At 58.4% G+C, this 19,620-nt stretch carries 22 protein-coding genes; 10 read left to right on the top strand and 12 right to left on the bottom strand.

Annotated features, from left to right (window positions below; translation table 11 throughout):
* Positions 1-28 precede the first annotated feature (28 nt).
* Positions 29-781 (bottom strand): sulfate transporter CysZ, encoded by a 753-nt coding sequence (gene cysZ / locus ACZZ0A_RS01080; RefSeq protein WP_095112665.1) that lies wholly within the window; start codon positions 779-781, stop codon positions 29-31.
* A 311-nt stretch (positions 782-1,092) separates the two neighbouring features.
* Between cysZ and trxB the strand changes: the two genes are divergently transcribed.
* Positions 1,093-2,055 carry a thioredoxin-disulfide reductase gene (gene trxB / locus ACZZ0A_RS01085; RefSeq protein WP_007912350.1) on the top strand — a complete coding sequence of 321 codons (963 nt, stop codon included), beginning with the start codon at positions 1,093-1,095 and terminating at the stop codon, positions 2,053-2,055.
* Between the two features lie 186 nt (positions 2,056-2,241).
* Here the strand turns inward: trxB and ACZZ0A_RS01090 are convergent, their stop codons facing one another.
* The 6 genes from ACZZ0A_RS01090 to ACZZ0A_RS01115 form a co-directional block, all read right to left on the bottom strand.
* Positions 2,242-2,580, bottom strand: coding sequence for a HopJ type III effector protein (locus ACZZ0A_RS01090; protein WP_007914278.1), 339 nt, complete (start codon positions 2,578-2,580; stop codon positions 2,242-2,244).
* Positions 2,573-2,869, bottom strand: coding sequence for a DUF1244 domain-containing protein (locus tag ACZZ0A_RS01095; RefSeq protein WP_007914276.1), 297 nt, complete (start codon positions 2,867-2,869; stop codon positions 2,573-2,575). Before ACZZ0A_RS01095 ends, ACZZ0A_RS01090 begins: the two co-directional genes overlap by 8 nt.
* Positions 2,870-2,937: 68 nt before the next feature.
* Positions 2,938-3,309 carry a dihydroneopterin triphosphate 2'-epimerase gene (folX, locus tag ACZZ0A_RS01100; RefSeq protein ID WP_007914273.1) on the bottom strand — a complete coding sequence of 124 codons (372 nt, stop codon included), beginning with the start codon at positions 3,307-3,309 and terminating at the stop codon, positions 2,938-2,940.
* Entirely contained in the window at positions 3,310-3,870 is a 561-nt protein-coding gene (gene folE / locus ACZZ0A_RS01105; protein ID WP_007914261.1) for a GTP cyclohydrolase I FolE, read from the bottom strand.
* A 21-nt stretch (positions 3,871-3,891) separates the two neighbouring features.
* On the bottom strand, positions 3,892-4,602 hold the full coding sequence (folM, locus tag ACZZ0A_RS01110; RefSeq protein ID WP_463542405.1) for a dihydromonapterin reductase: 711 nt from the start codon (positions 4,600-4,602) through the stop codon (positions 3,892-3,894).
* A 133-nt stretch (positions 4,603-4,735) separates the two neighbouring features.
* Positions 4,736-5,302: an antibiotic biosynthesis monooxygenase gene (locus ACZZ0A_RS01115; protein WP_007914254.1), complete on the bottom strand. Its 567-nt coding sequence runs from the start codon at positions 5,300-5,302 to the stop codon at positions 4,736-4,738.
* Between the two features lie 213 nt (positions 5,303-5,515).
* On the opposite strand from ACZZ0A_RS01115, the gene ACZZ0A_RS01120 reads away from it, so the two are divergent.
* Positions 5,516-6,475, top strand: coding sequence for a MerR family transcriptional regulator (locus ACZZ0A_RS01120; RefSeq protein WP_007914252.1), 960 nt, complete (start codon positions 5,516-5,518; stop codon positions 6,473-6,475).
* Between the two features lie 3 nt (positions 6,476-6,478).
* Here the strand turns inward: ACZZ0A_RS01120 and ACZZ0A_RS01125 are convergent, their stop codons facing one another.
* Positions 6,479-7,084, bottom strand: coding sequence for a hypothetical protein (locus ACZZ0A_RS01125; protein WP_007914250.1), 606 nt, complete (start codon positions 7,082-7,084; stop codon positions 6,479-6,481).
* Between the two features lie 54 nt (positions 7,085-7,138).
* Complete coding sequence (locus tag ACZZ0A_RS01130) at positions 7,139-7,615, bottom strand: PAS domain-containing protein (protein WP_123375743.1); 477 nt, start codon at positions 7,613-7,615, stop codon at positions 7,139-7,141.
* 153 nt (positions 7,616-7,768) lie between these two features.
* Between ACZZ0A_RS01130 and ACZZ0A_RS01135 the strand changes: the two genes are divergently transcribed.
* Positions 7,769-8,224, top strand: coding sequence for a flavodoxin (locus ACZZ0A_RS01135; protein ID WP_007914247.1), 456 nt, complete (start codon positions 7,769-7,771; stop codon positions 8,222-8,224).
* Here the strand turns inward: ACZZ0A_RS01135 and ACZZ0A_RS01140 are convergent.
* On the bottom strand, positions 8,214-9,101 hold the full coding sequence (locus ACZZ0A_RS01140) for a LysR family transcriptional regulator (protein ID WP_007914245.1): 888 nt from the start codon (positions 9,099-9,101) through the stop codon (positions 8,214-8,216). The two genes, ACZZ0A_RS01135 and ACZZ0A_RS01140, sit on opposite strands and share 11 nt — an antisense overlap.
* Before the next feature lie 95 nt (positions 9,102-9,196).
* Between ACZZ0A_RS01140 and ACZZ0A_RS01145 the strand changes: the two genes are divergently transcribed.
* From ACZZ0A_RS01145 to ACZZ0A_RS01165, 5 genes are all read left to right on the top strand, one after another.
* Complete coding sequence (locus tag ACZZ0A_RS01145; RefSeq protein WP_007914242.1) at positions 9,197-9,583, top strand: CidA/LrgA family protein; 387 nt, start codon at positions 9,197-9,199, stop codon at positions 9,581-9,583.
* Positions 9,573-10,259 (top strand): LrgB family protein, encoded by a 687-nt coding sequence (locus ACZZ0A_RS01150; RefSeq protein ID WP_463542406.1) that lies wholly within the window; start codon positions 9,573-9,575, stop codon positions 10,257-10,259. Before ACZZ0A_RS01145 ends, ACZZ0A_RS01150 begins: the two co-directional genes overlap by 11 nt.
* A gap of 131 nt (positions 10,260-10,390) precedes the next feature.
* Positions 10,391-11,173 carry a class II aldolase/adducin family protein gene (locus ACZZ0A_RS01155; protein ID WP_007950070.1) on the top strand — a complete coding sequence of 261 codons (783 nt, stop codon included), beginning with the start codon at positions 10,391-10,393 and terminating at the stop codon, positions 11,171-11,173.
* Complete coding sequence (locus tag ACZZ0A_RS01160; RefSeq protein WP_463542407.1) at positions 11,173-12,075, top strand: alpha/beta fold hydrolase; 903 nt, start codon at positions 11,173-11,175, stop codon at positions 12,073-12,075. The genes ACZZ0A_RS01155 and ACZZ0A_RS01160 overlap by 1 nt, the downstream gene beginning before the upstream one ends.
* Positions 12,076-12,276: 201 nt before the next feature.
* A complete protein-coding gene (locus ACZZ0A_RS01165; RefSeq protein ID WP_095112658.1) occupies positions 12,277-13,188 on the top strand; it encodes an SDR family oxidoreductase in 912 nt (303 codons plus the stop codon).
* A 44-nt stretch (positions 13,189-13,232) separates the two neighbouring features.
* Here ACZZ0A_RS01165 and ACZZ0A_RS01170 read toward each other — a convergent pair whose 3' ends face one another.
* The gene (locus ACZZ0A_RS01170) at positions 13,233-13,490 is read right to left on the bottom strand and encodes a hypothetical protein (protein ID WP_016987012.1); all 258 of its coding nucleotides are present in this window, start codon (positions 13,488-13,490) and stop codon (positions 13,233-13,235) included.
* Positions 13,487-15,625, bottom strand: a complete 2,139-nt coding sequence (locus ACZZ0A_RS01175; protein ID WP_463542408.1) for an S-type pyocin domain-containing protein — start codon at positions 15,623-15,625, stop codon at positions 13,487-13,489. The genes ACZZ0A_RS01170 and ACZZ0A_RS01175 overlap by 4 nt, the downstream gene beginning before the upstream one ends.
* Positions 15,626-16,347: 722 nt before the next feature.
* On the opposite strand from ACZZ0A_RS01175, the gene ACZZ0A_RS01180 reads away from it, so the two are divergent.
* Together ACZZ0A_RS01180 and ACZZ0A_RS01185 are read left to right on the top strand one after the other, a co-directional pair.
* On the top strand, positions 16,348-18,141 hold the full coding sequence (locus ACZZ0A_RS01180; protein WP_123375740.1) for a DUF1302 domain-containing protein: 1,794 nt from the start codon (positions 16,348-16,350) through the stop codon (positions 18,139-18,141).
* 23 nt (positions 18,142-18,164) lie between these two features.
* Positions 18,165-19,532, top strand: a complete 1,368-nt coding sequence (locus ACZZ0A_RS01185; protein ID WP_007914212.1) for a DUF1329 domain-containing protein — start codon at positions 18,165-18,167, stop codon at positions 19,530-19,532.
* Positions 19,533-19,620 lie beyond the last annotated feature (88 nt).

A 19,620-nucleotide genomic window follows, 5' to 3' on the forward strand; every position in this document is an offset into this window, starting at 1 on the left:
ACGTTCGGATGATGGATTTGTGACGTGCTCAGCGTTGAGTGACGAGATTCTCAGCACCGCGTTCACGCACCCAAAACAACGTCGCCCCGGCCACCGCCGCCGGCATCATCAGAATGTTGACCACCGGAATCAGCAGCACCAGATAGACGATCCCGCCAAAACTCATGCTCTGCCAGCGCTTCTGGCGCAGCCAGGCGAGCATTTCGTTCCAGCCCAGTTTGTGGTTGTCCGCCGGGTAGTCGATGTACTGGATCGCCATCATCCACACGCCGAACAACAACCACAGCGGTGCGGCGATGATGTTCACCACCGGGATGAACGACAGGATGAAGAGACCGATGGCGCGGGGCAGAAAGTAGCCGAGCTTGCGCATTTCCCGGGCGAGGGTGCGCGGGACCATCGCAATCAGTTCACCCCAGCTGAACGCCGGGAAATCATCGGTGCCACGCACCACCACTTCGACTTTTTCCGCAAGAAAGCCGTTGAACGGTGCGGCGATCACGTTGGCCAGCATGGTGAAGGTAAAAAACACCATCAGCGCCACCAGCACGACAAACAGTGGCCAGAGGATGTAGCTGAGGAAATTCAGCCATTCCGGCAGCGACGGCATCAGCGTATCGACCCACAGGCTGAACTGGTGGCCGGCCAGATAGATCAATCCGACGAACAGCACCAGGTTGATCACCAGCGGCAACAATACGAACAGGCGCAGGCCTGGGCTGAGGACCAGTTTCAGGCCTTCGCGCAGGTATTGCGGGCCGGACAGAACAGGGGCGGGCATAAGGTGCTCCGAGCAAGGGAAAACGCGCCGACCTTACCGACTTTGCAACGCCTGTGAAAGCGCGGCAGAGCGATCGACATTCACTGTAACAAAGACGTCCATCTCGTCAGTGTGACGGCATAGAGACCACCTATGAGCTGGATTGTTAAACCGTATTTCCTTAATCTTGCCCCCCTCGATACGCTGCACCCAACTTTTTACAGGACTGTCGAGCTCAAGCCTTCCCCAAGGTTTTCCACGGTCCTTTTTTATTCCCGCCGGCAGTCCGGCGATCCGTGCCCGTTTTTCGGCCCGGTCAACAGGAGCAGGTCATGTCTGAAGTCCGTCATTCGCGAGTGATTATTCTCGGTTCCGGCCCTGCCGGTTACAGCGCTGCGGTATACGCGGCCCGTGCCAACCTCAAGCCACTGCTGATCACCGGCATGCAGGCTGGCGGTCAACTGACCACCACCACCGAAGTCGACAACTGGCCGGGCGATGTCCACGGTCTGACCGGTCCAGCCCTGATGGAACGCATGCGCGAGCACGCCGAGCGTTTTGAAACCGAGATCGTTTTCGATCACATCAACGCCGTCGACTTCGCTGCCAAGCCTTACACTCTGACCGGCGACAGCGCGACCTACACCTGCGACGCCCTGATCATCGCCACCGGCGCCAGCGCGCGTTACCTGGGCCTGCCTTCGGAAGAAGCGTTCATGGGCAAAGGCGTTTCGGCCTGCGCGACCTGCGACGGTTTCTTCTACCGCAACAAGCCTGTTGCAGTGGTCGGCGGCGGCAACACCGCTGTTGAAGAGGCACTGTACCTGGCCAATATCGCCAGCACCGTAACCCTGATCCACCGTCGCGAAACCTTCCGCGCCGAGAAAATCCTGATCGACAAGCTCAACGCTCGCGTCGCCGAAGGCAAGATCATCCTCAAGTTGAACGCCAACCTCGACGAAGTCCTGGGCGACAACATGGGCGTGACCGGTGCGCGTCTGAAGAACAACGACGGCAGTTTCGATGAAATCACCGTTGACGGCGTGTTCATTGCCATCGGCCACACTCCGAACACTTCGCTGTTCGAAGGCCAGTTGACCCTCAAAGACGGTTATCTGGTGGTGCACGGCGGCCGTGAAGGCAATGCGACTGCGACCAGCGTCGAAGGCATCTTCGCCGCCGGTGACGTGGCTGACCACGTTTACCGTCAGGCGATCACCTCGGCCGGCGCTGGCTGCATGGCGGCACTGGACACCGAGCGTTACCTGGACGGTCTGCAGAACGCTTCGTTCTAAGATCGCAGGCATAAAAAAACCGGCTTCGGCCGGTTTTTTTGTGCCCGTTACTCCTGCTCCAACGCAATTCATTGTAGGAGTGAGCCTGCTCGCGATAGCGGTGTACCGGTCAACATATGAGTCGACTGATACACCGCTATCGCGAGCAGGCTCACTCCTACAGGGGGGGGGGCGTTGCAGCTGGAATCAGCGGCGAGTCAGGGGCTGTGCGGTGAATTTGACGCCGGCCAGACCGTGTTTGATCAACGCGCGAATATTGCCGTGATCACTGCCCTCAGGCGTCGCCACTACCGAGCGATAATGCTCGCCGAACGCCAACAGCGCTTCTTCATCGCTCAGACCTTCCAGCAACGCCAGACCCAAAGTCTTGCACGAACCTTCGTTCTGTCCGGCGGCGTTTTCCACACCACCGTTGTTGAAGGCTTGCGGCTGATAATCGTAACCGGCGGCGATGAACGCCAGGGTGTCGGCGAAAGCGTGTTCGCCGCTTTTGAGGCTGGTGCGCAGGGTGTTCAGATCACTCATGGGTTTTTCCTTTGGCGAACGCCGCTTGCTGGTCGGCGTTGGCTTCTTGCTGATATTGGGCTTTCCACTCGGCGTATGGCATGCCGTAAACCACTTCGCGAGCATCGTCGAGGCTGACCTCGATCTGGCGCTCGTCGGCTTCGGCCTTGTACCACTTCGACAGGCAGTTGCGGCAGAACCCGGCGAGGTTCATCAGGTCGATGTTCTGTACGTCCTTGCGGCTGTCCAGGTGGGCGACCAGCCGGCGGAAGGCGGCGGCTTCGAGTTCGAGGCGTTGTTGCTCGGTCATGATGGGCTCTGTGCAGTCAATTCGTGGCGCGGATGATAAAAGTCTGACGGCCAATGCGCCAGACGCACTCAGCGGCTGGCGGCGAGTGTGATCGAAACCGACTCGGCAAATCGCAACGCATGGGGCTTGTCGACTTCGACTTCGGCGTACAGCACCGAACCGTTGCTCATCACCAGATCGAGCAATTCCTGAGTCAGGCGTTCAAGCAGCGCAAAGCGATTGCCCTCGACGTGGGCGATGATCGCTTTGGTGATCGTGCGGTAATTCAGTGCGTGATCAATGTCGTTGTCACGCACCGCTTCCTGCGCGGCATACAGAATGGTCAGGTTGATCAGCACATCCTGCTTGTTGAGGATTTCGTCCTCGTTGATCCCGATAAAGGTGCGCAAGCGCAGATCCTTGACCCGGATGCGCGCCATTCCCGGCTGAAGTTGTGGCATTTACTTGCTCCGTCCAATCAATTGCAGGAACTCCTGGCGGGTGTTGCTCGACTCGCGGAACGCGCCGAGCATGACCGAGGTGTTCATGGTCGAATTCTGTTTTTCGACACCGCGCATCATCATGCACATGTGTCTGGCCTCAATGACGACGGCGACGCCGGCAGCATCGGTGACCTGTTGCACCGCATCGGCAATTTGCCGGGTGAGGTTTTCCTGAATCTGCAGGCGCCGGGCGAACATGTCCACCAGTCGCGCGATTTTCGACAGGCCCAGCACCTTACCTGTCGGAATATAAGCCACATGGGCCTTGCCGATGAAGGGCAACAGGTGATGTTCGCACAACGAGTACAACTCGATGTCGGCGACGATGATCATTTCGTCACTGTCCGAGGCAAACAGCGCGCCGTTAACAATCTCATCGACGCTCTGTTCGTAACCGTGACACAGGTATTGCATGGCCTTGGCCGCGCGCACTGGCGTATCGAGCAGTCCTTCGCGGTCGGGATCTTCACCGAGGCCGATGAGGATTTCGCGGTAGTTCTCGGGCAGTGAGCGGCTCATGGGCAGCCTCGCAGGCAGGTGTTATTTGACGTGCCTTCCGCCGTTGACGGTCAGGGTCGTACCGGTGACATAAGGGTTGTCGAGCAGATAGCGCAGGCTCTGATAGATCACTTCGCTGCCGGGCTCGATGCCCAGCGCGGATTTGGCCAGGGCCTTGGCGCGGTACGCCGCGTCGTCGTCAGGATTGAACAATAGCAGGGCTGGCGCGATGCCGTTGACCTTGATGGCCGGCGCATAGCGGGCGGCGAAGGACAGGGTCAGGCTGTCGAGCCCGGTCTTGGTCGCGCAATAGCCGATGTGCTTGCTGCTACCTTTGCGGGTGACATCGTCGCTGATGTGGATGATGTCGGCGGGCGTCGAGCGTTGCAGCAATTCGCCACAGTGCAGGTTGATCAGATACGGTGCGAGCATGTGCAGATTGAACATGCGCGTGAAGGCTTCGGCCTCGCTGCCCGGAGTTTCGGCCAGCCATTCGGAAGCGTTGTGCACGATGGCGCGCAGGCTCTCGGTGTGGGTTTTCAGTGCTTCGATAAAGGCGAGAATCCCGGCCTCGCTGGAAAAGTCGGCGAACAGGCCGATGGCGCCCAGATCACGCAGCGTTTGCACGCCGGGGCGTTCGCTGCGGTAGGTGAAGATGACGCGATGGCCGTCTTCGAGTAACCGTTGCGCGCAATGCAGGCCGACACGCTGGCCGGCACCGGTGATGAGGATCGGAGCGGAAGAAAGGGTCATGAACGGCTCGCGTCGCGGCTGGAGCAAAAACTATAACAGCGACGAGCCTGAAAAGATCGCAGCCTTCGGCAGCTCCTACTCTGGTCTGTATTCAGTCCTGTAGGAGCTGTCGAGTGCAACGAGGCTGCGATCTTTAATGTTTCTGAGGTGCTGCCGAAACAGGCAGTCGCACCGGCGTGCTGTTCAGCCAGTTCGCCAGCAAGCGGGTCGACAGCGGAATAAAGAAGTAAACCATCAGTGGCGTCAGGCACGCCGTGCTGATCAGCACGCGCGGCAACAAACTCATGTCGGCAAGCAACGGGCCGAGGACAAAGTTGAACAGCAGTGACACTGGAAAGAACGCCAGCCAGATCGCGACGGCCTGCTTCCAGCGCGGTGGACGCTGACCGGCCGCGCCGAACCAGCCTTCGATACCGCTGACCCGATGCTCTTTCGGGTGGGCAAACAGATCGCTGCCACGGCTCAACCACGCGGTGCGGGACGCCGAATGTTCCCACGCATGCAGCGTGTGTTCGTCGGCAAAGCGGAAAATGATCTGGAATTCGTTGTCGCCGGGGGGCGGAGCGAGCACGCCAGAGCCCAGGTAACCGGGGAAATCAGTGGCCAGTTGTTCGCCTTCGCGCAGCCAGGCGATCAAATCCTGATAACGGCCGTCGGCGACGCGACGGGCAACCATCAGCGTGACGGGGGAAGTAGACATTTTGTATCTCCGTATTTCGAGTGCGTCACTCCGGGTAGGAATTTCGCCTGACGCAGGACCGGGGTAGAGGCCTGCGTTTTTCAGCAAGCAAGGATTATTCCGTTTTTTCGCGAATAAACCAGCGACTTTCGTCGCATTTCATCACTTGAAACCCAATGGGACATAAGCGTTAGAATGGGATCCAATTGAACCGACATGGAAGTTGAGCGCCATATGCCTGTGATCACCGACGCAAGCCCTGCTTTGGAGGCATCTGTTGCGCTCGAGCGCGCCGATCTGTTCCCGATCCGCGAGGTTGCGCGCCTCACCGGTGTCAACCCGGTGACCTTGCGCGCCTGGGAGCGACGCTATGGTTTGATTCAGCCGACACGCACCGAAAGTGGGCACCGGCTCTACTCGATGACCGATATCGAGCGCGTGCGCGGCATCGTTGACTGGATTGATCGTGGTGTTGCCGTGAGTAAAGTCGGCAAGATCCTGGCTAAAACCGAACCGAAGAAAGTGCTGGCGCACATCATCCCCGATGATTTGGTGCAAGCCGATTACCTGCAATGGCAGGAGCAGATCCAGCAGGCGGTGAGTGCGTTCGACGACCAGCAACTGGACCGCGTCTATGGTCAGATTTTCTCTTCATACTCATTGCCGGTGGTGTTTCAGGACATCCTCATGCCGCTGTGGCTGCAATTGCTGCAGCGCCAAGACGCTTTCGGGCAGACCAGCGAGTGGCTGTTCTTCGACGGGTTCCTGCGAGCGCGGGTGTTGCAACGGATCGTCATGCTGCGTGGCACTCAACCGCGTCGTGTGATCGTCAGCGCGCTGGCCGGGCAATGTCGAGAGCTGGAATTGCTGGTGGCGGCGCTGTTTCTCAGCGATAGCAATTCCGGTGTTCGGGTGCTGACGACAGGTCAGCCGTTCGATGAGCTGACGTTGGTGTGCGAAAAGATCAAACCTGATGCACTCGTGCTGTTTTCCAATCACGCGCCCAGCACCGAATTGCCTCGACGTTTGAACCGGTTGGCATTGAGTCTCGATTGTCAGTTGATGCTGGCGGGCGACGCTTCGGATCTGGCGCAGGACAGCCTGGCCGGATCCTCTGTTGCCTGTCTGGGCAATGAAGGCGCAAACATGCGTCAACGCATGCTGCAATTTCTGGCCGGCAATCTGGATACCTGAAACTCAGGTGTGAAGGGCAGGATGCGTGAGGCGGTGTTGCTGCAGGATGAACTGGCGCAGACGTTCGGTTTCGTCGGTATCGGTCTGGCTCAACTCGTAGGCGTAGAACCCGCTTTCGGTTTCCCGTTCGAAATTACCGCGCAATGAAATCCGCTCGTAACCCGAAGGGCTGAACCACAACGCGAAATGTTTGGGCGGTTTGGTCTTGTTGCGCACTTCCAGCAGCACACCTTTGTGCGAAACCTCGTGTACCCACAACATTCCTGGCTGACCTTTGGCGTTTTCCAGGGCTACCGGCTCTTCGAGCGTCAAGCGCCATGGCCGTACCATCGGGCCGTCTTCGTAAATACTCGGCACGCCGAGGCGCAGATGCAGTGCGTGAAACTCATCTTCCACCAGGTGCAACGGGAAGGTCATCTGCTGGTTTTCGAAGTTGGCCTGAATGGTCACTTGCTCGTGCGCGGCCAGGCGCGTGAGCAAATCGCGGATCTGTGAACCGCCGTTAACCAGCAGACTCGACGTCGCATCCCGCACGTTCAGTTGCGGGTTGTGCTGCATGGTCTGGATGAAATCCAGCTCATCCTGAGTGAGGAGGGCGTCGCGCTGCATGGCTAACTCAAAAGATATAGTTACAAAGTCATTGGTGATTGTAGTTAATGACACTTAGTTCGCGATTTTGTTTTGACCGTTTGTCGCTTTCACCGTAGCCAGTTCGGCTTCGAGTGCGGCGACTTGCGCTTCCAGCTGCACCACGCGTTGCTGAGCCTTGACCTGAACAGTGACGTCCTTCTGCACGCCAACGAAATAAGTCTGCCCGTCATCGGCGTTTTTTACTGTGGAAAGCGACAGTTCATTCCAGAACGGCGTGCCGTCCTTGCGATAGTTGCGCAGGATTTCCCGGCACGATCCGCCGCCGCGCAACGTGTCGCGAATCAGTTCCAGGCTCTCTTGGTCGCGATCCCCGGACTGCAGGAAACGGCAGTCCTGATAGAGGATTTCTTCGCTGGTATAGCCGGTCAGACGTTCAAAGGCCGGATTCACATAAATCAGGATGTTGTCCTGCTCACCTTCTTTTTCGGCGACCACGATGCCGTCGTTCGACGCGTTGATCACCATTTGCAACAAGCTTGCGTTGATCATCTTTGAATCCTTTCAGAGTTGTCAGTGGCTCGCATTCTAGAAGAACCGTAGGCGCTGTCTACTGGCCATTACCGCCAATTGAGATCCAGTCGCAGCTTTGCATTGGAGGCTGTTACTATCGCCGCTCTTTTTTTCAGTTTCAGGATCAGATTGATGAAAGTCGCCATCCTCTCCGGTTCGGTCTACGGCACCGCCGAAGAAGTCGCCCGCCACGCCCAGAACCTGTTGAAAGACGCTGGCTTTGAAACCTTCTACAACTCGCGCGCCAGCCTCGCCGACCTTCAGGCGTTTGGCCCCGAAGCGTTACTCGCGGTGACCTCAACCACCGGCATGGGCGAATTGCCCGACAACCTGCAACCGCTGTATTCGGCGATTCGCGACCAGTTGCCAGCCGCATGGCGCGGTTTGCCGGGCGCAGTGATTGCCTTGGGCGACGCCAGTTACGGCGACACCTTCTGCGGCGGTGGCGAGCAAATGCGAGAGCTGTTCGGCGAACTGGGTGTGCGTGAAGTGCAAGAAATGCTGCGCATCGACGCCAGCGAAAGCGTCACCCCGGAAACCGATGCCGAGCCTTGGCTGGCGCAGTTGATCGACACGCTCAAGGGTTGATCGCCCGCTCGCGCAGCAGGCTCAGCCACGCCTGTGCGGCTTTCGACAGATACGCACCGCGACGCCAGATAAACGCGATATCCCAACGCAGATAATCCGGCGCTCGCAAGGTCAGACGCACCACGCCTGGCCGCACCAGGCCGCGTGCAACCACGCTGGGCAACAGCACCACGCCTTGCCCGGCGGCCACCAGCGCCGCAAGAAAATCCGCCTGACCGCTGCGTCCGCCTTCCTTCGGCGTGAAGCCCAATTGCTGGCATGCCTGCAGCAAGCGGTCGTTGAGCACGAAGCTGCGTTGATAGAGCAGGAATGGCGTCTCGGCCAATTCTTCCAGGCCGATCTCACCCCGACCTGCCAGCGGATGATCTGCCGGCAGCAGGGCGTCGAGAGGCTCATCACAGAACGGCTGACAGTCGAATTGCGGATCCTTCGGTAACAGACTGCCGCCCAACTCCAGTTCACCGCTGAGCACCGCTTGTTCAACATTGCGGCTGCCACCCTCAAGCAACTGAATGTTGATATTCGGATAGCGTCGTCGGTATTCGGCAAACAGCCCGGCGAACAGCGCGTCACTGCCCAGCAGTGGCAGTCCGAGGCGCAGTTCTCCACGCACCAGATGACTCAGATCATCCAGTTCTGCGAGCAATTCATTGCGCAAGCGCAGCATGCTCTCGGCCCGTTGCAGCACCACGCCGCCCGCGGCGGTCAGGCGCAGTTGCGAACCGAGCCGTTCGAGCAATGGCGTGCCGAGGCTCTGTTCCAGTTGCGCGATTTGTTTGCTCACCGCTGACTGGCTGATGTGCAGGGTTTTTGCGGCTTGGGTGAAGCCGCCCTGATGCATGACTTCGACAAAACTGCGCAGCTGTTTGAGTTCCATAGCCTGATTCCATTTTGGAATGGCATTGAGTCTAACAATTCGCTTCGGGGATGGCAGCGCGCTTCGTAAAATATGCCCCTGTCAGGAGCAAAATCATGAACGTCGTCACCCTCAAACATCTGTCTCGTCTTCTCGCCGAACTCGCGGTATTGCTCGGCCTTTACCTGCTCGGTTGCCAAGTGGCGGCCTGGCTGGCGTGGCCGATTCCCGGTGGCGTAGTCGGCATGGCGCTGTTGCTGCTGGCATTTGCCTTTGGCTGGGTGAAACCGGCGGCGCTGCAATTGGGCGCGGGCTTGCTGATGGCCGAGATGTTGTTGTTTTTCATTCCGGCGCTGATGAGTCTGCTCGACTACGGCGCGCTGTTGCGCAATGACGGCTGGCGGATCTTGTTGGTGATTGCCGCCAGCACCTTGATGGTGATGTTGGTAACGGCTTTCACAGTCGAGCTTGCCGTGCGCATGAGGCGGTCCCATGAAGCTTGAATGGATGCCGATGTTCTGGCTGGCCTTCACCCTGTTGGCGTACCTGTTCAGCCGCTGGTTGTATCGGCGCACCGGGCGCTACATTTTGTCGCCACTGATTCTGGTGCCGGCGTTACTGCTGGCGCTCGCGGTGCCGTTGCACACGGCTTATGCCGAATACTCCAGCAATACCCACTGGCTGATGCTGGTGCTGGGCCCGGTCACCGTGGCTTTCGCCGTGCCGATCTGGCAGCAACGGCGCTTGCTGATGCGGCACTGGTCGGCACTGCTGTTGGGCATGGTTGCCGGCAGTGCTGCCTCGATCGGCACCTCGTTCGGACTGGCCAGGGCGCTGGCGCTCGACAGTTCGGTGACGATGTCGCTGGTGCCACGTTCGATCACCACACCGTTCGCCATGCCGCTGGCACAGAACCTGGGGGGCGTGCCGGAGTTGACGGCGGTTTTTGTAATGTTCACCGGGGTGTTTGGCGCGATGCTTGGCGGCGTGTTGTTGAAGTGGTTGCCGTTGCGCAGTGCTTTGGCGCGGGGTGCGTTGTTCGGGGTTGGCGCGCACGGTGCCGGGGTCAGCCGGGCCCATGAGGTCGGCGGCGAAGAAGGCTCTGTTGCCGGGCTGGTGATGGTGCTGACCGGATTGCTCAATCTGTTTGCCGCGCCTTTGTTGGCGTCGTTACTTTGACATGGATCCAAGGAGTTTGCCTGGCTGACCCGCTCAGTCATCAAGCTGGCTGCTAATGCAACTACGCGATGCTCTGCGCCTGACTAGACTGCTGACACGTGCAGAACAATAAGAACGCAGAGGTGCATACAGTGAGCGTAGCCCCCGTCCAATCGTCCCTTAATGTCAAAGACCAGGTCAGTGCTGCGGAATGGCAGACCCGAGTCGATCTCGCCGCTTGTTATCGTCTGGTCGCCGCCCATGGCTGGGACGATCTGATCTTCACGCATATTTCCGCCAAGGTGCCGGGCACCGAAGATTTCCTGATCAACCCGTTCGGTCTGATGTTCCATGAGATCACCGCGTCGAGCCTGGTGAAAGTCGATCAGGCCGGCAACAAACTCATGGACAGCCCTTACGAGATCAACCCCGCCGGCTACACCATCCACAGCGCCGTGCACGAAGTGCGGCACGATGTGGTTTGCGTGCTGCATACGCACACCGCCTCAGGTGTCGCGGTATCGGCGCAAAAGCAGGGCGTGTTGCCAATCAGCCAGCAGTCGCTGTTCGTGCTGTCAAGCCTGGCGTATCACGCCTATGAAGGCGTGGCGCTGAACCATGAAGAGAAGGCGCGCCTTCAGGCGGATCTGGGCGAGAACAATTTCCTGATGCTGCACAACCACGGTCTGCTGACCTGTGGCGGCACCATCGCCGATACCTTTCTGATGATGTTTACCTTCCAGCGCGCGTGCGACATTCAGGTCATGGCGCAAACCGGTGGCGCGGAACTCATCGCTATCGAACCGCAGATTCTGGCAGGCGCCAAAGCGATGATCGCTGGCGTCACCAAAAGTGCTCAAGGCATGGGTGGCGCGCTGGCCTGGCCGGCGTTGCTGCGCAAACTCGATAAACAAGACCCCGGATATAAACTCTAATGCCTCTTGCCGAGATTCCTCTGTGTGTCTGGCGTAAACGCAGCCAGACGTTTGTCTTTCGTGGCCAGCCGATTCGCTACTGGACGGCCGGGCAGGGTGAGCCGCTGTTGTTGATCCACGGTTTTCCGACCGCCAGTTGGGATTGGCACTACCTGTGGCAGCCACTTGCCCAGCGTTATCGGGTGATTGCCTGCGACATGCTCGGTTTTGGCGATTCGGCCAAACCGCTCAATCACACCTACAGCCTGCTGGAACAGGCTGACCTGCAACAGGCCTTGCTCGCGCATTTGCAGGTCGAACAACCGGTGCATGTGCTGGCGCATGATTACGGTGACAGCGTTGCGCAAGAACTGCTTGCCCGACACTACGAAGACAAGATCGAGATCGCCAGTTGCGTGTTTCTCAACGGAGGATTGTTTCCGGAAACCCATCGCCCGGTGCTGATGCAGAAACTGCTGCTCAGCCCGTTGGGCTGGATGATCGGTCGTGCGTTCACTCGCGATGCTCTGGTGAAAAGCTTCCGGCAGATCTTCGGCCCGCAAACCCGGCCGAGCGAAAGCGAGCTGGACGATTTCTGGAGCCTGGTCGACAGCAATCGCGGGCCACGGATCATGCACAAATTGATCAGCTACATTCCCGAGCGCCGGGTGCAGCGTGATCGTTGGGTGAGCGCGATGCAGCGTGGCGAAATCCCCCTGCGGGTGATCGATGGCGAAGTCGATCCGATTTCCGGGGCGCACATGGTCGAGCGCTATCGCGAGTTGATCCCGGACGCGGACACGGTACTGTTGCCGGGGATCGGTCACTATCCCCAGACCGAGGCGCCGGTGCAGGTGCTCAAGCACTATCTGGCGTTTCGCGATCGTTTTGTGCTGCCGCCGCGCAAAGTGGCCTGCTCCTGAAAGGTTAAAAGATCGCAGCCTGCGGCAGCGCCTACACAAATTCAATGTAGGCGCTGCCGCAGGCTGCGATCTTTTGATCTTTTGACGCCTTCATCATCCCCCAACCTTATCGCGCACCATTCAGCCTCAGCCGTGTTCGTTGTGACCCAAAGCCCTGTGCCTGACACTCAGGATCAATACTGGCCTGCTGGAGTTGCTGCGATGAATGAGTCTGTGCGTTTCGAAGATAAAGTCGTCATCGTCACCGGAGCCGGTGGCGGCCTCGGACGCGCCCACGCATTGTTGTTTGCCAAACAGGGCGCCAAAGTGCTGGTCAATGATCTTGGCGGCTCGACTCAGGGCGAAGGCGCCAATGCCTCCGCCGCTGATCGCGTGGTTGCGGAAATTCGTGGGGCTGGCGGTATCGCCGAAGCCAACCACGACTCGGTCACCGACGGCGACAAACTGGTACAAAACGCCCTCGACGTCTTCGGCCGGGTCGATGTCGTCGTCAACAACGCCGGAATCCTGCGCGACAAGACCTTCCACAAAATGGACGACGCCGACTGGGATCTGGTTTACCGCGTCCACGTCGAAGGCGCCTACAAAGTTACCCGCGCCGCGTGGCCGCACCTGCGCGAGCAAAACTACGGCCGGGTGATCTTCACCGCCTCGACCTCAGGCATCTACGGCAACTTCGGCCAGTCCAACTACGGCATGGCCAAGCTGGGCCTTTACGGTCTGACCCGCACCTTGGCCATAGAAGGTCGCAAGAACAACATCCTCGTCAACGCCATCGCGCCTACCGGCGGCACGCGCATGACCGAGGGCCTCATTCCGCCGCAAGTGTTCGAGCAACTCAAACCGGAGCTGGTCAGCCCGTTGGTGGTGTATCTGGCCAGCGAGCAATGCCAGGAAACCTCCGGACTGTTTGAGGTCGGTGGCGGCTGGATGGGCAAGGTACGCTGGGAGCGCAGCCTCGGTGCAGGGTTTGATCCACGAGTGGGCTTCTCGCCGGAGGATGTCGCGGCGCACTGGCAGCAGATTTGCGATTTCGAAGGCGCGGCGCATCCGAAGGACAATATTGAGGCGCTGAAGGAAATGATGGCGAATTTGCAGAAGTATTCGCTTTAAGTGACGAGGCCACCAAGCTTGGGCTTGGTGGCCTGCATTGCTACTTAAGAATACGTGTTGTCAGTCATAAACCTAGGCGCTCGCCAGTTAGGCCCTTTGACGGCAACTGGTCCGCTGCCATTGGCCAAAACGCCTTGCTCGAAGAGTCGTGCATAGGTTTCAAGAAGTTCGCCGCTTGCAATAACTTCGTACCTGTAGCGCCCAAACATTCTGTCTAGGGAAGGTATGGCGGAGCCGAGTGCGAACACGGTTAGTACATCTTCTACAGATTCATTTTTTACTATTTGCTCGACGATGCTCATTGCTTACCTCCTTTCAACAGATTCTTGAAAAACAGTTCATCTTGTTTGTCTGCAGCGGCAATGGCGTCTTGGGAATAGAGCAAAGACTCATCGTCGCGAAGCTTGAAATCTTCTAGCGTGGCCGTATGCGCATTGTTCCAAAGAGGCGACTCTCTGTCTGGCTTGAAATCGTCACCCAGTCCCAGCGCGCGAAACCTCTCGAGTTCGCGTACTTCATGAGTGTAATAGCGTAAATCCGTATCGGTGAACTCCCAGTGCCCGCTTAGAATTTTTTCCAAGCGTTGAATCATGATTTCGTTGGCATCTGATTGGTCAAGCCTCGCGATATGCAGTTTCACAGCATCAATTCCGGCTTGAGTGATTACAGCCGTTCGCCAATCCAGGTCAAGTATTGGCCCACCAGCCTGCTCTGGATTGAAATCGCGGCCACTGTATTCACCCTTGGTGGTTGCCCCCGCATAAGGACTGCTGAACACCACATAAAGCGGAGCAATCCCTGAGTCATCGGGAAAGACGATGATAAATCGTTCCCAGCCCTCAATCAGCACGGGATGTAGATCCAGTCGTCCTTCAATCGGAACAATTGGAACGCCTGAATACGCTGGATAATCCGCATCAACCGCGGGCGATTCAGTCGAGCTGTCACCCGGCGAGATAGCGGGTGTCCAGGTCAGAAAGTCCGTCGGCGAATCTGGTAGCGCTACTTCATAAACATCATTCAGCAAGTCATAGGCCGCATTCAGAACCAGCACACTCGAGCGGATATGGAAGTCATCGCTTGTGGCGACGAAGATTTCCGCGCCAGCCCCGACCCGCCTTACGCCCAATCCCACGGGCAGCTCTAATGTGCCTTGCCGATCCGCTATTTCGCGCAATGTCTGAGGAGACTCCGGCGACAACTCCGCAAGTGGAACGCTCATGGAAAAGCGTTCGCCGTTGCCCAAGCGTGATGGCATTAACAGTGCCGCGAAACCTACCAGCACCGGACCGCTCATCAGCGCAGCGCCTGCCGCCCTCACGGCCAGTAATCCTGTGCGCATTGCGCTGAGAATCCCGGACGACGATGCCGGAGGAAGACGAATGGTTTTGGAGGCAAAAGACAAAACCGGACTAGTTGAAGCCACGGCTCCTGAAGCCGGATATACATGCTGGATCTCTGCTGAATGACCTTCCTGCTGGTTCGCTTCTACACGCTGCTCCATTTGCGCTTGAAGACGAGCCTGCTCGGCAGCAAACGCCTGTGCGGCTGCTTCAGCTTTTGCTTGTGCTTCGGCTAAAGCGCTCTTCAATGCCGCGATTCGCGCTTGTTCCTGAGCTTCAGCTCTCATTTCAGCAAGAATGCGTGCCAACTGGGCGGAGTATTTTGCCAGGTATGCATCCAGATCCTGCTTTTTCGCCAGCGTGGCAAGTCGCGCCTGTTCACGGGCACGAATTTGCTCCTGCTCTTGACGTGCAGCTTCAGCAATTTCTCTTTGACGTTGCTGTTCTGCGGCAATCCGTGCGTGTTCTGCAGCCAAACGCTGGGCCTCAGCCGCTGCCGCCTGAGCTTGATCCTGAGCCTGCACGGTGGCCAGCCAATTGAGTACGTCGGCCTGTTGCTGGTTGAGAAGCGCCAGTGTCTGGCCAAGCAAACGCGCTTCGTGAGCCGCTCGGAAGGACTCGCTCCACAACGCTCTACTCCTCGCCCCCGCGCCGCTGATTCGGCGGATAGCGGAGGCCTGATTCAGGTAATCCTGGAAGGTTTTCCCCAGCGGGTCGCTGCCAAAAAAGCGGTTTGCGATCGCGGTCTGCCTCTGAAACTCTGCGCTCTTACGGTGAATCAGCGTATTCCTGACGCCCACTTCGCGGGCCAGTGCAGCAGCGGGCGGAAGAGGATTTGTCGGGCCTTCCAGTCTGATTGCCGCCAGTTCCACTTCGATGGACTGAGGTATTGAGACGGATTTTGCGTTGAACTCTTGTTCAACGGTGGTTTGCGTCTCGAACATCAATTGGCGGGTTTGCGCATTGGCGCCGGCAGGTCCGAACGTTCCACTGTAGGTGTAACCCACATTGCTTTCTTTGAATGGCTCGTAATTATCGGGGGCGGGTGCCTCGATACGTGTTTCATCCAGTTCTAAGAATGGAGGTCTTTGCATATTCATGTCCTTTTGAATGTGCGTGATAGCTCGCTGGCAAGTTAGCGCGGCCGATAGTGACGTCCGTGTCACCAGCGAGGGGTTGAGGTGTTTCAAGTTACATCAGACTTGCGGTTACAAAATCTGAGAAACCCGTAAGTAACAGGGCGTTGTTTCGAGAGGGGTTTCGCAGGCTAATAACAAAGTAGGGAGAATTCTTCTGCGCCGCAGGAAAGGTCCTACGTTGTTCTCGGAAAGTGTTTGCAGGCAGTAGGGAATACGTTTTCAACGCCCATAAAAAAGGCCGCTGCAAACGCAGCGGCCAAGGTAAGACGTTGGATCAAGGAGCTACAAATCAACGTCAGTGAACACCGGGGCGATAAACCGAAGTCTTCGATTCATCTGAAATCTGTCAGCAATGGCCTGAGTCGCTCAAAGGCCAGTGCTTCGTGCTTTGCGGCGTGTCCCGTGAAAGCGCGTTCAGAATAAGGTGTTGAACACGTAGGAAAAATACCGATTCCGGACATGCACTGTTGCGGGGCACGTAACAGTCCCATGTGCTGATGTGCACCATGCGCGGCACTGATGATCTTCCATCCAGCCGATCCATGAACGGCGCAAAGCTCCGTCGTTCAAGGCCATTCATTCTTTCGAGCGACAACACGAATACCTCCTTGGTGCGCTTATCGACGCGGGTGCCCGGCAGTAGGGTGGGGCCTTCTGTCACTCACCGGGGAAGACGCATGACAAAAACAACAATGCGCGCCATCTTCACACCGCAGGCGCTGGCAGCCGCGGTAGCTCTGGGTTGCTGCGCCCAGGCGCAAGCGGTTGCGTTCAACATTGGCGAGATCGAGGGCACCTTCGACTCGTCGCTGTCGATCGGTGCGAGCTGGGGCATGCGCGATGCCGACAAGTCGCTGGTCGGCACGGTCAATGGCGGGACCGGGCAATCCTCGACCGGTGATGACGGGCGTTTGAATTTCAAGAAGGGTGAGACCTTCTCGAAGATCTTCAAAGGTATTCACGACCTTGAACTCAAGTACGGCGACACTGGTGTCTTCGTGCGTGGCAAATACTGGTATGACTTTGAGCTGAAGGACGAAGACCGCGAGTTCAAGCCGATCAGCGACAGCGGACGCAAGGAAGGTGCGAAGTCCTCCGGCGCGCAGATTCTTGATGCGTTCGTCTATCACAACTATTCCATCGCCGACCTGCCGGGCACCGTGCGCGCGGGCAAACAGGTGGTGAGTTGGGGCGAAAGTACCTTCATCGGCAACTCGATCAACAGCATCAACCCGATCGACGTTTCAGCGTTTCGTCGTCCCGGTGCGGAGATCAAGGAAGGCCTGATTCCGGTCAACATGTTGTTTGGCTCGCAAGGCCTGACCGATCAACTGACCGTTGAAGGCTTCTACCAACTGGAATGGGACCAGACCGTTCTCGACAACTGCGGCACCTTCTTCGGTGTCGATGTGGCGGCGGACGGTTGCAACAACGGCTACACCGTCGGCAACCCGGCGATCGCGCCGTTTGTGCCGCTGACCCAGGCCTTTGGCCAAGGGATTCAGGTGACCCGTGAGGGTGTGGTGATTCCTCGTGGTGGTGACCGTGATGCGCGGGATTCCGGGCAGTGGGGGACGGCGTTGCGCTGGCTCGGCGACGACACCGAGTACGGTCTCTATTTCATGAACTACCACAGTCGTACGCCGACCGTCGGCACCACCACGGCCGGCCTGTCGACGCTGGCGGCATTGCCGGGTATGGTCGGGATCGCCAATGGCCTGGCACCCGGCAGCGGTTCCGGACTGGCGCAGAGCGTGATGCTCGGACGCGGTGGGTATTACCTTGAATACCCGGAAGACATTCGCCTCTACGGCGCGAGTTTCTCCACCACATTGCCCACCGGTACCGCGTGGACCGGCGAGATCAGCTACCGTCCGAACGCTCCGGTGCAGGTCAACACCAACGACCTGACACTGGCGCTGCTCAACCCGATTGCGGGTGGCACGGCGTCTCCACTTGCGACGTCACCGGGAGCGGACAACAAAGGCTATCGGCGCAAAGAAGTCACGCAAATCCAGAGCACCCTCACACACTTCTTCGATCAGGTCTGGGGCGCTCAGCGCTTGACCCTGGTCGGTGAAGCCGCTGTGGTGCGGGTCGGCGGACTGGAGTCACGCGACAAGCTGCGTTATGGCCGTGATTCGGTTTACGGGCAGTACGGTTTTGGTGGCGACACCGACGGTTTCGTCACCTCGACCTCGTGGGGTTACCGCGCCCGGGCGATCCTCGATTACGCCAACGTGATCGGCGGTATCAACCTCAAACCCAACCTGTCGTGGTCGCATGACGTCGCCGGTTACGGCCCCAACGGCCTGTTCAACGAAGGCGCGAAAGCGATCAGCGTCGGCGTCGATGCCGACTACCGCAACACCTACACCGCGAGCCTCAGTTACACCGACTTTTTCGGTGGCGATTACAACGTCCTCGAAGACCGTGACTTCGTGGCTCTGAGCTTCGGCGTGAACTTCTGATCTGCCCGAGAAGGATGACTGCAATGCGCAAAACGATTCTGCAATGTGGTGTGCTGGCGCTGAGTCTGCTGGCGGCCAATGTGATGGCGGCGGTGTCGCCGGATGAAGCCAACAAACTTGGCACCAGCCTGACGCCACTCGGCGCCGAGAAGGCTGGCAACGCTGACGGTTCGATTCCGGCATGGACCGGTGGCATCCCGAAAAACGCCGGTGCGGTGGACAGCAAAGGCTTCCTCGCCGACCCGTTCGCCAACGAGAAACCGCTGTTCACGATCACCGCGGCCAACGTCGACAAGTACAAGGACAAGCTGTCCGACGGTCAGGTGGCGATGTTCAAACGTTACCCCGAAACCTACAAAATCCCGGTTTACCCGACCCATCGCACCGTCGCCGTGCCAGCGGAGATCTATGAGTCGGCCAAACGCAGCGCGCTGAATGTCACCAGTATCAACGATGGTAATGGCCTGGCCAACTTCACAGGCAACCGCTACTACGCATTCCCGATTCCGAAGAACGGTGTGGAGGTGTTGTGGAACCACATCACCCGATATCACGGCGGTAACCTGCGGCGCATCATCACCCAGGTGACGCCGCAGACTAACGGCAGCTACACGCCGATCCGCTTTGAAGAAGAGATCGCCGTGCCGCAACTGATGAAGGATCTCGATCCGGAAAAAGCCGCCAACGTGCTGACCTTTTTCAAACAGTCGGTGACCGCGCCGGCGCGGCTGGCCGGTAACGTGCTGCTGGTGCATGAAACGCTCGATCAGGTGAAAGAGCCGCGTCTGGCCTGGATCTACAACGCCGGCCAGCGCCGGGTGCGTCGTGCGCCGCAAGTGGCCTATGACGGCCCGGGTACCGCCGCCGATGGTCTGCGCACGTCGGATAACTTCGACATGTTCTCCGGCGCACCGGATCGCTATGACTGGAAACTGGTCGGCAAAAAGGAAATGTACATTCCTTACAACAGCTACAAACTCGATTCGCCGAGCCTGAAATACGACGACATCGTCAAGGCTGGCCACATCAATCAGGACCTTACCCGCTATGAACTGCACCGCGTCTGGGAAGTGATCGGCACGGTGAAACCGAGCGAGCGGCACATCTACGCCAAGCGCCACATGTACATCGACGAGGACAGCTGGCAGGTGGCGCTCGCCGATCACTACGACGGTCGCGGGCAACTGTGGCGTGTCGCCGAAGGGCATGCTCAGTACTACTACGATCACCAGGCGCAGGCCTATACCCTCGAAGCGCTCTACGACATCATCGCCGGTCGCTACATTGCCCTGGGAATGAAGAACGAAGAGAAGCACAGTTTCGAGTTCGGCTTCGAAGCCAAGGCAGCTGACTACACGCCATCGGCCTTGCGTGCAGAGGGCGTGCGGTAACGGTTCTGATACATCGGCAGCGCAAAAGGCGACCGCATGGTCGCCTTTTTTATGGTCGTCAATCAGCGTGCTGAATACTCGTCAACAA

The sequence above is a fragment of the Pseudomonas sp. AC242 genome, assembly GCF_979258655.1.